Here is a 15,386-nt window from a genome sequence, read left to right on the forward strand (position 1 = left end):
GGCTAAGGCTACAGTTCAGTATGTCATCTCAAAAGGTATCGCTAAGGAGCGTATCTCCGGACAGGGATATGGTGAGAACGAACCACTTGTTGACTGCAAAGAGAACTGCACCGAAGAGCAACATGCTCAAAACAGACGATCTGAGTTTATTATTGTAAAAAAATAATCAATTATAAATCGCCTTAACAATTTAAACCAACCAAAAAAGTAAAAGCAGCCCATTGGGCTGCTTTTTTTATTATGTATGCTTCTTTTATTGATTGTCGCTCTGATACCATTCGGCAAAAGAAGTTTCGGTCTCCTGAAGCCTTAATGAATGTAGTGCTATATTTTCCGGTAGTCTGCTTTTAATTTTTGTAGCAAAATCGATTACCATGTTTTCACTAGTAGGCTGGTAATCTACTAGAATTACATGATGTCCTCTTGTTTTTAATTCGTTAGCAAGCTCAATATGAGGCGTGTTTTGATTGAAAACGGTAGCATGATCAAAAATATCTACAATTTCTTCCTTAACTATCTTTTTAAGATCGCCAAAATCAATTACCATTCCGTACTTAACATTGTTGGTGTCGGTAATAGGACTGCCTATAACAGTTACCGATAGTTTATAACTGTGTCCATGTACGTTTTTACATTTACCGTCATATCCGTAAAGGGCATGTCCGGTTTCAAAATTAAACTGTTTTGTAATCCTGATTTTGCTCATTATAATAGTATTAAGTGTGCAAATTTACTAAATTAAATGCATCGCATTAATTTATTCTCAACGTATTGGTTTTCCAGTTATCTTTGCTCGCCTTTTTTAATTATGGCGCTATATGGATGAGTTACAGTTGAATCCGTTGTATGAAAAGGTTATAACTGACCTTTTAGAGAAGCAATATAGTGTAGTAGAAAACTTTTTCCCTGTGGAGGAAGTACTTGAGCTTCGCCAAAGCCTCTTAAGTAAATATGATGACGATCAGTTCAAAAAATCAGCTATTGGAAACTGGTCTAACGAACAGGTTATGAAAGCCGTTAGGGGTGATTTTATTTTTTGGTTAGACGAAAGCAAGTGTAATTCTGCTGAAACTAAGTTTTTTGCAAGGCTGAATCATTTTATTGATTACCTTAACAGAACCTGCTTTATGGGGATTACTGAACAGGAATTCCACTACGCCTTATATCCTGAAGGGACTTTTTATAAGCGTCATTTGGATACGTTTCAAAATGACAGTAGAAGAAAACTGTCTGTAGTATGTTATCTTAATGAAGAAGACTGGCTACCGGAATATGGAGGTGAACTGGCTGTTTATATTCCGGAAAATGGAAGAGAACGCACAGAGAATATTTACCCGGTACAGGGGCGTATGGTAATTTTTGAAAGCAGCGTTTTAGAGCACGAGGTTAAGCCTGTAAAACAGGAACGTTTAAGTATTACAGGCTGGTTGAAAACAAGGGGAGAGGCTATTTTTTAAACCTCTCCAAAGCTTGTTTTGTAAAATCGGAAAGTACAAGTCTTCCTGATATTTTTGCGCGTTCTACCAGTAGGGTATCCCAGTTTTCGGTGCCTTCCCACAGTACTTTTTTCATTTCGTCTAATGCTTCAGGGTTATAAGATGCCAGTTTAGAACTGAAGATTTCAAGTTCACTGTCGAGCTCTTTTATATTTTCAAATACCTTGGCATATAAACCTTTTTCCTGTGCCCAGTAGGCATTTTTCCATTCGTGTGCCGCAAGTGTCATCTCTGCAAGTGCGGCTTTACCCATTTTTCTTTCTACAGCCGGAGCGATTACAAACGGACCGATACCTATAGTAAACTCAGATAACTTTATGGCACTTCCTTCTGTAGCCAGGGCATAATCACATGCAGAAGCCAGGCCTACGCCACCACCTACAGCTTTTCCGTGTATACGGCCTATAATAAGCTTGGAGCAGTTGCGCATAGCATTGATAACATTAGCAAAGCCTGCGAAGAAAACAGCACCTTCTTCTAAATTAGATACGGCAAGAAGCTCATCAAACGACGCTCCTGCACAAAAAGCACCTTCGCCTTCACTTTTAAGTATGATGATACTTACTTCAGGGTCATTACTAAGTTTATTAAATTCGTCTGTTAATCGCTGTAAAAGTTCTCCCGGAAAGGAATTACTTGCCGGATGACCAAATTCTACAGTAGCAATTTTGTTTTCTATTTTTGTATATAAAGACCCGTTAGGTCTGGTTGTAGTACTCATGCTTGCTTTGTTTTTGGTAAAATTAAAGCAAAATGAAAAAGAGAAAAACAAAAACTTTAAAAGTTTGTATTTTTAGTAGTGAATTATATTATATTTGCTTCACAGTTTTGGGGATGTAGCTCAGCTGGCTAGAGCGCTTGCATGGCATGCAAGAGGTCGTGGGTTCGACTCCCATCTTCTCCACTGGTTGGGACAATTCTATATTTTTAAAGAATTGTCCTTTTTTTATTTTGTTTAAATCTTTATTTGTCAACAACATAAGGGTTAGTAATTGATTAATTCTAGGGGTTCGACATTTTTGTTCTGAAAATTCAAGGTTTTCAGGAAATATCGAACTCAATAACTTTTGCTTTTCTACCACATCCGCTTTTTGATATATTTTTTTGGCATTTACAAGTAGATTAATTCCTCGCTCTAGCTTACTCTCAGTTTCTTTATCCATAGTATTAGAAGGTAATATATAAGCTTTTAGTTCATCTAACTTTGTTTGAAATTGAACTTTCTTTTTTTCATATTCTTGAATCGTAAAAGCTCCATCAATTAATAAATCCTGTAACTTATCAATTCTTGATTCCAAAATTGATATTTGACTTTTTATTTGCTTCAAATCATTTTTTTCAGCTTGAGTATTGTTTGTTTTTTTGTTCAATAGTTTAAGTATGTCTGTATAAATATCAATAGTCGTGTTGCTGAATTTTAGCTCAGTCAGGAAAGACTCAATAGATGAATTAGCTACTTCTGCTCTATACCTTTCTTTTTTACAGTGATTGCAATGATAATAAAAGTGTCTTGCCCCAGTTTTGCTTCGACTTGCACTACCTGTAACTTTGTTTCTGCAATTTGAGCAATAGAGAAGCCCTCTTAAAGGGAGTTCTGCTTTTGTTGAGTTTCCCCTTTTACTTCTTTTGTAACTGACATTTAATATATCCTGAACTTTTACAAACAAGTCATTATCAATGATTGATTCATGTATCCCTTCGATTATTTGTTCAGGCTCGGTTTCATTAGCAGGGATTCTTATTTTTCCAATATATAGACAGTTTCGTAAAAGGTGGGAGAAATTATTACGACTGATATGAATATTTTTTTTCCTTAACTGTTCAATGATATATTGTTGTGAAAAACCTTTAGATATTTCTTCAAAGGCAAACTTTATGTGTTTAGCTTTTTCATCAGGTACTATGATTGGCTTATTATTTTCATCTCTAGAGTTTTTATAACCAATAGGTGCTATTCTACTCCATCTTCCTGACTTTAATGCTGCTCTAATACCTTCTTTAATCTTCATTGATCTTCTATCATTATCAACTTCCGGTAAAGTCAAATAAATTGCAAGAAGTACTTTACTTTCAGGTATACTAAAATCAATAGGTTGTTGAATTGATTGAATTTCAATACCAAGTTGGGAATCATAAGTAAAAATACAATTTTGAAAGCTATTTACAATACTGTTAAAAGAGTTTAAAAATCATTTATGTTGTGAATTATAAGTGTTATTAAATGTTAATAATCTGTTAAAAAAGTTAAATTTTTAACAGTTTTAAGTAGTTTTATGATGCGTAAATCAACCACATCTTACTATGAAAACCACTTCTTTAATTTGTTTTTATGGGATTTTTATTGACTTCATAAAAGCAGTATCCATCATTTATTTGAATAAATATAGCCCCTTATCAAAAGGATATTTTTATTCATGATATACTTCTATAACCATACAACCTTTTATTATTATGAAACCAAAACACGCGATTGTTTTTGTTGTGCTATTGCTGTTTGCCAACATGAACGCACAAAATTATTTCCCGGGAGGAGTCTCCGGAGCCGAAGCTTGGTATATTGTAGATTATAATGATTTGAGTCAGGGTAGTTATCCAAATCAGAGTGCACAGCATATAATTATAAAACCTTGTTTCGGGAATCCGGGAGCTAATGCTCTGTTTAATTTTAATCATTCAATCAAAGCCACTCAGTTATGTTTCTGGTATAATGCCGCTTTAGAGAATACAACTTCACGAAACGTTTTTTTTGTTGGGGAGCCCGATTATCCGTCTTATAATTCAGCTCATTTAACAACAGACTGGAATGAATCTTTGGCAGGAATGCCTCAAACGGATTCAATTATAAGAAATCAGTTTGATTTAGCTAATAAATCCGCTTATATAGATGGTTTATATTCCTCTTATCAAAGTATTAATAATGCTAATGTTAATTTTTATCACTGGAATAAATATCAGGTAGATAAAAAGTTTAAAAGTTATGGTTATCAGGGAGAAACGGCATTTTATATTGGTAGAGGTTTTACTAACCCTCAATCAACCAGCCAATATTTTAGGGGGAATTTTCCTGAGTTCATATCTTTCCCTTTTGAGCTGAGTTCAAATCAGAAGAACAGGGTTGAGTCTTATCTGGCTTTAAAATATGGGATAACATTGGATAAATCTGTTTCATATAAAAGTGCCAGGAATATAGTCTTTTGGAAAAAAAGTAATAATAATATATTCAAAAATAGGATTTTTGGTATTGGTTTCGATAAAATCTCCAATTTAAACCAGTTACAGAGTGAGAGTGTACATTATAAGGATTACCTGATAGCTTCAGTAGGCACATTAGCCAGTACCAATCCTATAAAACAGCAGCAGGTAGGTATTAAGGATGAAAACTTTATTGTTTTTGGAGATAATAATGGTCCAGATGGATTTCAGAGCCTTAATGCTTTTAACGTAAAACCATTAAGAAGGGTTTGGCTTTCTCAAAATACCGGGGTTGAATCGATTACAATTCCTATGTATTTTAAATTTAATCTTAATGCTGCAATATATCAGGCTATGCAGTCCGATCCATCGTTAAAATTATGGATGCTGCATGATAAATATGTTACTAATCAGGAGGAATCACATTTTGACAGTCAGTATGTTGACTACTATGAGGCAGGAAGCATACAGGGTGCTTATGCATTTTTTGAAAAAATATATTTTGATACTGATCAGGGAGTTTTTGATCAATATACATTTGGTGTTGGTCCTGAAATGATAGTTCAGGTACGATTTGATAATGATTGTGATGATGAAAATGTAAAATCCTATGTGGTCATTACCGGGGGCAGAGCTCCTTACAGGATTGAGATAAAGAACATAGATACAGGAGCAGGTGATAATTATGAAATTAATGAGAATGAAATGGCCTTTAATGCTGTTTCTCCATATACTTATACAGTTACAGTAGTTGACGCAAACGGTAACCAAAACAGTACTACGGTTACTGTAGATATTTATCCTATAAATGTTGATTTAGGACCAGATATAATTTTGACAGCTTCTCAGCCACAAGCGACACTAAATGCCGGCCAGTATATAAATGATCCTGAAGCTACTTACAAATGGTATCGTGACGGGGTTCTTTTAGAGTATTATGATCCGGTATTGGTTACAAGTGAACCTGGGGAATATACAGTTGAAGTTTTGAGTGGCAATCATATTTGTAGTGATTCTGATACGATTAATGTTTACTATAAATTTACAGGTTCAATCAGTCCCGGTTTTCAATGTGAAGACCCGCATGGCTATGTTACCCTTAATTTAAGTGGAGGAGTAGGACCTTTTACCACGCTTATTACGGGTCCTAATCAAACGATTCATCAGGTACATAATCAGGAATCATATTACTTTTCTGAAGTTAATTTTGGTAATTATACTATAACAAGTACAGATATTAATGGTGAAGTTTATCAGTCAAGCTTTACAATAAATGATCCTTTGTTGAATATTGAGGTGGATCTTTTAAGTCAATTGCAACAGGCAGGTATATCTATAAGCTATGAAAGTACTTATTCCTATCCAATAGCCAATCCTTACCCTCTAACATCATTTACTTTAGATGCTTCACTATTGGTCACTAATCCTAATGTTGCATACGAGTGGTTTTCAAACAATCAGTCATTGGGTATTTATGGACCTGTCATAACAATTGACTTGAATACCAGTTTGCCAAGTACATTGCAGGAAATTAAGGTTGTTGTCACTAATTTAAGTTCGGGATGTTCGGTTAGTGATAGTTTCGGAATTAAGGGATATTGGGAAGTTGAGGCAGGTGCTGCACAAACCACCGCTTTTGAAACAGAGTTAAAGCAGGCAGAAGCTCAATCGGATAATAGTTCGTTAAAGGCAAAAGTATATCCAAATCCAAGTGATCCTAATCAAACATTTTATTATGAAATATCCTCAAGTGAGATATTTGATGGTACAGTACAGATACTTAGCCCTACAGGAGCTATCATAGAAGAAACCTATATATCAGGAGAGTCTAAATATCATTTATCATTCAGTCTTTTAGCCTCAGGGGTATACTTCATATGTACAAAAACAAATGGTATTGTAGTAACAGACAAAATAATAATCAGATAATATGGCAGTTAATTATTTTAAAACAATAAGAAAGTCTTCAGCAGTTCATGTAATTATATCTGTCTTAACGAATTTGGTTGTGTTTGGTCAGCCTGTTCAGCAAATGATGATTGATTATTATGGCAATAAAGAGGTAATAAGCATTTCAAGTAGTAATTCTGCATCTTTTTCTTACAGGGGTGAAGAGACAGATAATAATAAGGATTTTAGCAAATCTAATAAAGAAGAAAATAATAAAGTTAATAAGGAAAAAATAACAAGCCCTGCTACTGTTTTTTATGCCCGGGAGCCTCAGGGTGTTATAGGTAAGTTGTTTGAAGTTGAAGCGGAGAATTCACGTGATAATTATTTTACCGTTAATCTTCCTGAAGACATAGACTTTAATAATTATAATGCGGTTTTAAGTTATGATCTTTATGGGGTAGCAGAAGCTTCACAAACCACAAAAAGTATTAATGACAATTTATCTTACGGAGGTAAAACTGCTGTTTTATCAGACAAGTGGCAATCTGTAGAGGAACCCGTTGCTTTTGGTCATTTGGTTAAAGGGGAAAATACTATTTTCTTCAACAGAAGGGTATCCGATAATTATCAGTATAAAATAAGAAATCTTAAAATTGAACTGAAGGAAAAGCAAAGCGATGTAGCTATTTCTGTAAGTTCAGTTACAAATTATAATGGACATATTTATTTAACCGGTGTAGTGTTAAACAATGAGGTGGAGAAAGTTATCGTGAATGGTACTGATGTTGCTTTGTGTGATAATGTTTTTGAATATGCTTCAGATAATAATTCAAAAAGTGTAAAGGAATTAACAGTTACCTATTCTGATAAAAACAATAAAAAGCACACTGTAAAATATGAAGTGTCGGATTATCAGAAATCGGATGTGAGTTTTGATTTCAATAAATCGGTATTAATTAACAATAGCAGAATTTATAACGATAATGAACTGGCAACAGGTGTTTTAAATTATGATACGTCATTTTCTGTTAGTGTGATTGATAATTCAGTATTAACAGATAAAATGGCAAAGGTTACTGTTTCCGGTTTAGAGTTTAAGGATCTTAAAACTCTGGAAGACGATCTTAAAAATGTAACAGCAGGAAGTTTTTCAGGTTATAGATTACAGAAATATAATATGCCGGATAGTACAGGTTTAAAACTTCATTTGAAATATGACCCTGAAAAAATACCTTCAGGCTATACTGCAAAAGATGTAAAGACATTTTATTTTGATAAGACGCAGCGAAACTGGAAAGTATTGGAGGTAGATAGCTTGGATTATGTGAAAAAAGAAATAATCTCGACTGTTTACAATAATGAGACTGATTTTATAAATGGTGTAATAAAGGTACCGGAATCTCCCGAAACAGGAAGTTTTACCCCAACTACTATTTCTGACATGAAATATGCCGATCCGGCATCGGGAGTGGTAAGCATCGCTCCTCCAAGTGCAAACAGTACAGGTGCAGCCTCAACAAGTTTTCCTATAAAACTGCCAGGTGGGCGTAATGGATTGCAACCTTCTTTGGCTGTCACATATAACAGTGAGGCAGGTAATGGCTGGATGGGTATGGGTTGGAATTTGGCAACAGAAGGTGTCAGTATTAATACTAAATGGGGTGTGCCTACATTTTCATCGTATGAATCAGAGCTTTATTCGTTAAGTGGGGGAGATTTGGTACTTCAAACAGCATCTGGAGATTATACTAACCCACACAGGCAGGCAAATATACCAAGGCAGTCAGAACGTCAGTTTTATATGCGTAAGGAGGGTGGATATCAAAAAATAATACGTCACGGGACCTCTCCTTCAAATTATTGGTGGGAAGTTACAGATAAACAAGGAAATAAGAGTTATTACGGAGGTGTTACCGGAGTAGATAATTCTGCTGTAATTAGAACACCTTCAGGTAATATAGCTTACTGGGCTTTAAAGAGGGTTAAAGATCCTTTTGGGAATTATATAGATTACACTTATGCCCAGAATACGGCATATACTTTACCTGGTGCAGGTATTACCGGTAATGAATTTTATATTTCACGAATAAGTTATACAAGGCGTTCAGGTATAAGTAACTACTACACAGTAGACTTTAAAAGGAATAATTATACTGTAGCAGCTTCAGGACAAAGTACAAGCACTCTTAATAGGAGTGATGTTATGATTAATAATCGAAATGGCTATACTCAAATTATAGATGATTTATTGACAGAGATACAAGTATCGTTTGTACAGGGAAGCTCATCACAGCGAATACGTACGTATCGTTTTGATTATGAGGAACAGGCTTTTGGAAAACAGCATCTTATCAAAGTCAGTGAGTTTGATACAGCCAATAAGTTATTCTATACAAACACTATGGAATATTATGATCAAGTGGGTAGTGGAGATATAATTTCATCAACATCCACAACATGGAGCAATGGTAGTGATGATGAGATAACGTCTCTTTTATACGATATAGCCAGTGATACGGGTATTATACCAAATGGTTCTGCATTGGGCACTTCCACATCGTCAGGCTCTTCATTTGCTTTAAGAGCTGGTGTTGGTATAGGCTACAATCCGTGGCAGGTAAATACCACTATAGGTTTTTCAGGTAATTACAGTAAAAGCGATCAGGATACCAAAATTAGTTTTATAGATATTAATGGTGATGGATTACCGGATAAAGTATATAAAAATGATAATGGTGTTTTTTATAGGCCTAATACAGGTAACGGATTTGGCAGTACAATTGATGTAGAGGGAGTTTCTTTACTAAGTACTACAAAATCAAGTACGTTTGGTCAGGGGGTTGATGCTAATGCTTTGGGCTTACTGGGTGTAGGTAAAAGCTGGAGTAAAACAAAAACAGAAACGAATAACTATTTTACTGATTTTAACGGAGACGGTTTACCTGATATAGCTAAAAACGGAAGGGTTTATTTCAATACAACCTCTTTAGGTCAAAACTCTACTCACAGGGCTTTTGGAACAAGTGTAACTAATTCGGAAAACGTTATTGAACCTGGAGCAGTAGATGCTTCTATTATTGACGGATTAAGATTAGAGACTCTAGATGAGATAAGGGGTGAGCATCCGCAATATGATCACGTTAAAGCCTGGAAAGCACCATTTTCAGGTAAGGTAGATATTGTTAGTATTGCAAAGTTGAGAACTAAAAATGTAGATGCAGACAATAATACCAATCAATTTAGACTTACCATTGAAAGGTATGATGTAAGTCAGGGAACTAATACAGTTGTTTCAACAACAGCAATGGCAACTGTTAACCAGAGTGTTACGATAAATCCTCAAAATATTCTTGTTGATAAGGGAGACATAATCTTTTTTAGGGTTCACAACCTTGATTATGGATATGGAGGAGAAATGGAATGGAACCCTATTATAACATATGATAGTACCACTGTATTACCTTATACTCATCACATAGATGAAAATGGAAAATATGTAGATGTTTATAACTCAACTCAGGATTTTATGCTAAATAACGGAGGTGCTATAAGTGGAGGTAACGGAGATTCAAGTGTTACTTTGAAGTTCAATTTGGATAACTCTACTTTTGCTCCTTATGAGTTTTCTGATGATATAAGGTTTATTATTAAAAAAGTACGGATTGATCTTACCACGGGTGACCAGACTACAAGCCCAAGCTGGGTTTGGGAAAGGGTATATGATCATGAAACCGGATTTTTTTCCGGTACGGCTAATCAGTTTACGCATGGTATAGCTACCAGTTCATCTTTAAAAGATGTGTTTTACTTTTCGGTTGAAAGCACATCAAATGTTAACTGGGGAGGTATTAACTGGCATCCGCAAATTACCGGAACTAACTTGGGTACCAAATATCCGTCTGTTAGCTATATGACATATGATAACAATATAAATCAGACTAAATACTGGATAACAAGTTCTGATTTAATGAATCCGGTTATAAATTCGTCAGCTGAAAATGATGATCCTCTTTTAATTGTTCATCATGATTTAGGAGTATCGGGCTATTATTCGTCGTTCTTAAACAATTTTGGAGCGGATGATTTTCCGTTACAAATTAATTGGGTTGTAAAAGAACAGGATGCAAACAACATAAAAGCTGCAGTTAATAAAACCCTTTATATTTATAGGACTACTGAGAGTTCATCGGGAGTTTGGAATTATCATTTTACAAAAACCAAAAATATAAATGATGTTATTACTCCAACAACCCAACCGTCATATTTTAGTTATACCCTAACCAAGGAAAGGGTGAAACAGATTAAGAATGGTAACGGGAAGATTTTCTCGGCTTTCTATATTAAAGACAGTCGTTTTGGGACAAACAATGTAGGTTCTGTATTTATTGATCTTGCTACCGCAGAACAAGGTAACTACTCTTTTCCTCAGGTTATCTTTGGAACACCATTTATGGCACAAAGCCCTGACTTCTACGGTTACTCTTACAGAGGGTGGGGGCAGTTTTTATATAATGGTGGCTTAGGCTTTACTTATGATGATCAGGGTAATATATCTAACCTCGGGTCTCCAGTTCAATATGGCGCCAATCCTATAGATATAAATGTTTTTGGTGATGAATCTGATGCTCAGCAATATGATAACACAGATTATAATGTTGCACCAACAACCACAGGGGATACATCAGTTAGGTATACACTATATAATCAGGGTAGCCCGGATAATAAATTTGTGAACGGCTCCATTAAAGATGCTATTTATGGTATTAACAGTGCGGGATTGTTAACAGCTACTGTAGGCCGTTTTGGAGAACAGAGCCTATATGATGTTTATATTGACCCTGATGATATTGTTACATCCGGAACAAACATATTTATAGGGATGAAGCAACGAGCCGAGTCTAAAGGTAGTGCAGAATCCGGGACTTTTGTAGTGTACTCAGGAACACAAAGTGAGGCATATTCCGAAGTTTTAAATATGCATTTGGATCTAAACGGTGACCGTTACCCGGATATTGTTAGCGATAAGATACAGTATACCAATATGCTTGGTGCACTTTCAAGTAATGTTAAGGCTTCCGGTTTTTATGCCGGAGATGAAAGTGAGGATGATACCGAAGGTATATCAACTCCGGGGAATTACCCTAATTCTACCGAATCATCTAATGGTAACTCCGCATGGAATAAAACCCTCACCAATATCAATGCAGGTGTAAATGAAAGTACCGGTAAATCATTTAACTCAAAACAATGGACGGATATAAACGGGGATGGATTACCTGATAAGGTAACCCTTAGCGGAACCACTGTTAGTGTACATTTGAATACGGGTTATGACTTTACTGATGCAGTCGAATGGTCAACAGGCCAGTCAAGTGTTGATCTTACAACCAGCAACAGGAGCAATACTTCTGCTGGAGGCGGTTATTCTTTCAGTTCTTCCTTTGCTGCCGGTTTTGGAGCAGCGGAAAGTAATGCAGATATAAATGTAATGCTACTGGATGTAAATGGGGACGGGCTTCCTGATTTGGTTTATGAGGACCCGAATACAGGCAAATATGATTATCTGTTAAATACAGGGAAGGATTTCACAGGACCGGCAGGAACATTCTACAATGGTGCTACTATTGATAATAACTACTCATTATCAGGTAATGTTTACGGATCGTATACCTACGGGCATACTATACCTACTCCGCTACCGGGCCTTGCAGTTAAAATAACAGCTTCGCCATCGGTAGGTTTGAATGCCGGTTTTAATGAAAAAAGAACTACACTTCAGGATTTGGATGGTGATGGCTTTGTAGATGTTATTAACAAAAGCGGAACTACTAATAACAGTAATATAAGCACCCGTTTAAATAAAGTAGGTAAAACCCACTTACTCAAAAAGGTAAACACACCACTTGGGGGTAGCTGGATAATAGATTACGAGAGAAATGGTAATACCTACAACTTGCCTCAAAATAAATGGGTATTAAGCTCTGTAGTTACTTATGATGGCTTTATAGACGATAATCCTTATAAAACAGATTATTCTATGGCTTCCGTAAATTATTCCAATCCAAAATACGACAGGAGAGAAAGGGAGTTTTTAGGCTTTGGCGAGGTTACCGTACAGCAGCTGGACCCATCAAATCAGTCTGTATACAGATCTGTAGTGACTACTTATCACAACGAGAACTATTATCTAAGTGGGGCGGTAAAATCTACTGCAATGTACACGGCTTCGGGCCAGCCGCTTTCACTAAAAACAACCCTATATAACCTTTTGGATCCCGAAACACCTCAGGTGAACATGGATGCAGGTTTTGAAAACAGTTATTTACAGGTAGGATTGTCTGAATCTTTATTAGATCAGTCACGACTTTTCATTGCAGTAGCTAAAGTAACTTCAATAAATTATGAAAACGGGGATTCGTTAACATCGGAAACGGAGTTTCTGGATTATGATGAAAATGGTAATTTAACTTCCTATATTGATTATGGCGAAGGAGGAGACGATACTTACAGGAGTGACATTACCTACTACTCATCTGTAGGCTCACTGCAAAACAGTACTGGGTTCCCTAAAACCATAAGTGTTTATCAAAACAGCAGTAACACCCTTATGCGTTACAGAAGTGCGGAATACAGTAGTTTGGGTAAATTAAGCAAAGTTACCACCAAACTTAATGGTACAGAAAATAACAGGGTTAGTTTTAGCTATGATGCTTATGGTAACCTTACAACCGTAAACGATTTGGATAATCTGGATGCTTCTTCAAGTTATTATGCTCAGGGCATTACTTATGATACTACACTGCGTACATATCCAATTGCTTTTAATAATTCATTTGGAGAGAGTTCTTCAATGCAATACGAATATTTATTTGGTACACCGGTACTGAGTACTGATATGAACGGGGAGCAAATGCGTACCCGTATTGATACCCGTGGACGTGTAATTGAAGTAACCGGGCCAAATGAAATGGCAATAGAAAATCAAGGTGGAAGTGGTAGTAAATGGACCATACGAATGGAGTATAAGGGGGAAGAGGCCATAACAGGGAACATAAATTCAAACATTTACATGCTTGCGGCTACAGGAGTTTTTCAGGCTGTTGAACCGGGAGGCAGTAATCCAACACACGCACAGCATTATGCCGTAACCCGTCATTTTGATCCGTTAATAAGCAATAATCAGTTCCTTACAATAAGTATAGTAGACGGTTTCGGGCAGCCTGTACAGGTTAAAAAAACGCATAAATCAGACTTGACCATGAAATGGATGCTAAGTGGTTTTGAGAAAAAAGATGCATTTGGAAGAACGTTAAATGCATACCTTCCTGCTACTCAAACAGACTATCCTACAAACCTATACAGTTTGTCTTCTACACACCTGTCATATAAATATGTAGCAGCTTCTTCTATGCTGGCACCTACCGTAATGACTTATGATGAGAAAGACCGTGTAAAAACGGTAAAACAACCGGGAGAATCTCAAACTACACAAATCACCTATTCTGTTGACGAAGGTATGCTGGTACAAAATGTTACCAATGAGCTTTCCCAAACAATGGCAACTTATACTGATATAAGGGGGCGTAAGAGAAAAACAATACAAAATAATGAGATTACAACCCTGTTTGAGTATAATGCCATTAATGAACTGACCAGTATTACAGATAATGATAGTTTTGTAACCAACTATTTATACGATACAGCGGGAAGAGTTACAGAAATGCAGCATCCTGACCGTGGTGTGATAACCTATAAATACAACAAAAAGGGGAATATAATTGAGCAGAGTAATTCTAACATGCTGTTAAACGGAAACCAAAAGGTTAATTACTATTATGATTTCCACAGGCTGATACGTGTTGAATACCCACAAATGCCGCAAAACCAGGTGAAATATACTTATGGAGAACCCGGTAATGCGTTAGCAGAGTCAAACAATGCTGTAGGTAGATTACTGTATCAGGAAGATGCTTCGGGGGTACAGATGTTTGGTTATGGTCACATGGGAGAAGTAACTAAAAACCTTCGCTCGGTAGCCGTGGCAGGCTATCAGTCATTCTGGTTTATAACCCGATGGGAATATGATAGCTGGAACCGTGTTCAGGAAATTATTTATCCTGATTTTGAACGTGTTCATTACCATTATAATAAGGCTGGTATGATAGAAAAAATAGATAGTGAAATAGATGGTATCTCTGGATTACAGGATATTGTTAGTAATGTTAATTATAACGATTATGGTGAACGAACCTCTATGACCTATGGTAACGGTACAGTAACTTATTATGATTATGATGTAAGGAGGAGGATGAATGCCTTATCACATTCGTTTACCAATATGAGTCTTACCAAAAAATATGAATTTGATGCCTTGTCTAATATCCTGTCCATAAAAACAGAAGATCCTGCCAATACGCTACCGGCTACCGGGCAAATAGGAGGGGCTGTAACACACAATTACGCTTATGACGATTACAACCAGCTTGTGGGGGCATCGGGTAGTTATACGGGATCTAACGATGTTAGTACGCCTTATTTGCAGCAGGATTATCAGTTGACAATGAAGTATAATTTAGATCATACCATTGACAATAAAGTGCAGTTGCATAACCAGGGACTGGTAAGTAGCTATGGAGGTAATGTTAGCAATCAGGTTGTGGTTGAGAAAAACAGCTATGATTTAAAGTATTCAGACTACGGAACAGGAGCCTTTGTTGCAGGGCCTAACAGTTATGGCTACCAGCAACCGCATGCACCAAGAAAGATTACCGAATATCCGTCGTGGGTAGGTGTTTCTGAGAATGA

Annotated in this window: 6 protein-coding genes, 1 tRNA gene and 1 pseudogene; 5 read left to right on the top strand and 3 right to left on the bottom strand. The window is 36.2% G+C overall.

Annotated elements, in window-relative coordinates; genetic code table 11:
* On the top strand, positions 1 to 166 hold a 166-nt coding region (locus ABS768_RS17375; RefSeq protein ID WP_408076234.1), incomplete at its 5' end, for an OmpA family protein.
* An 87-nt stretch (positions 167 to 253) separates the two neighbouring features.
* Here ABS768_RS17375 and ABS768_RS17380 read toward each other — a convergent pair.
* On the bottom strand, positions 254 to 706 hold the full coding sequence (locus ABS768_RS17380; RefSeq protein WP_408076229.1) for a 6-pyruvoyl trahydropterin synthase family protein: 453 nt from the start codon (positions 704 to 706) through the stop codon (positions 254 to 256).
* 112 nt (positions 707 to 818) lie between these two features.
* Between ABS768_RS17380 and ABS768_RS17385 the strand changes: the two genes are divergently transcribed.
* Positions 819 to 1,457 (top strand): 2OG-Fe(II) oxygenase, encoded by a 639-nt coding sequence (locus ABS768_RS17385; RefSeq protein ID WP_408076230.1) that lies wholly within the window; start codon positions 819 to 821, stop codon positions 1,455 to 1,457.
* On the opposite strand, the gene ABS768_RS17390 is transcribed toward ABS768_RS17385, so the two are convergent.
* On the bottom strand, positions 1,447 to 2,217 hold the full coding sequence (locus tag ABS768_RS17390) for an enoyl-CoA hydratase/isomerase family protein (protein WP_408076231.1): 771 nt from the start codon (positions 2,215 to 2,217) through the stop codon (positions 1,447 to 1,449). The two genes, ABS768_RS17385 and ABS768_RS17390, sit on opposite strands and share 11 nt — an antisense overlap.
* A 109-nt stretch (positions 2,218 to 2,326) precedes the next feature.
* Here ABS768_RS17390 and ABS768_RS17395 point away from each other — a divergent pair.
* A tRNA-Ala gene (locus ABS768_RS17395) sits at positions 2,327 to 2,400 on the top strand.
* 748 nt (positions 2,401 to 3,148) lie between these two features.
* On the opposite strand, the pseudogene ABS768_RS17400 reads toward ABS768_RS17395, so the two are convergent.
* Positions 3,149 to 3,505, bottom strand: a pseudogene (locus ABS768_RS17400) (recombinase family protein); the annotation flags it as partial.
* Between the two features lie 442 nt (positions 3,506 to 3,947).
* On the opposite strand from ABS768_RS17400, the gene ABS768_RS17405 reads away from it, so the two are divergent.
* Complete coding sequence (locus ABS768_RS17405) at positions 3,948 to 6,617, top strand: T9SS type A sorting domain-containing protein (RefSeq protein ID WP_408076232.1); 2,670 nt, start codon at positions 3,948 to 3,950, stop codon at positions 6,615 to 6,617.
* A gap of 1 nt (position 6,618) precedes the next feature.
* Positions 6,619 to 15,386, top strand: an 8,768-nt coding sequence (locus ABS768_RS17410; protein ID WP_408076233.1) for a toxin TcdB middle/N-terminal domain-containing protein, incomplete at its 3' end; no start/stop codon positions are given.

Source organism: Flavobacterium rhizophilum (assembly GCF_046000485.1).
GTDB lineage: Bacteria > Bacteroidota > Bacteroidia > Flavobacteriales > Flavobacteriaceae > Flavobacterium > Flavobacterium rhizophilum.

Excerpts from the sequence above, each read along its gene's own strand:
- ABS768_RS17380 (WP_408076229.1), bottom strand. The coding sequence starts at position 706 with ATGAGCAAAATCAGGATTACAAAACAGTTTAATTTTGAAACCGGACAT.
- ABS768_RS17385 (WP_408076230.1), top strand. The coding sequence starts at position 819 with ATGGATGAGTTACAGTTGAATCCGTTGTATGAAAAGGTTATAACTGAC.
- ABS768_RS17390 (WP_408076231.1), bottom strand. The coding sequence starts at position 2,217 with ATGAGTACTACAACCAGACCTAACGGGTCTTTATATACAAAAATAGAA.
- ABS768_RS17405 (WP_408076232.1), top strand. The coding sequence starts at position 3,948 with ATGAAACCAAAACACGCGATTGTTTTTGTTGTGCTATTGCTGTTTGCC.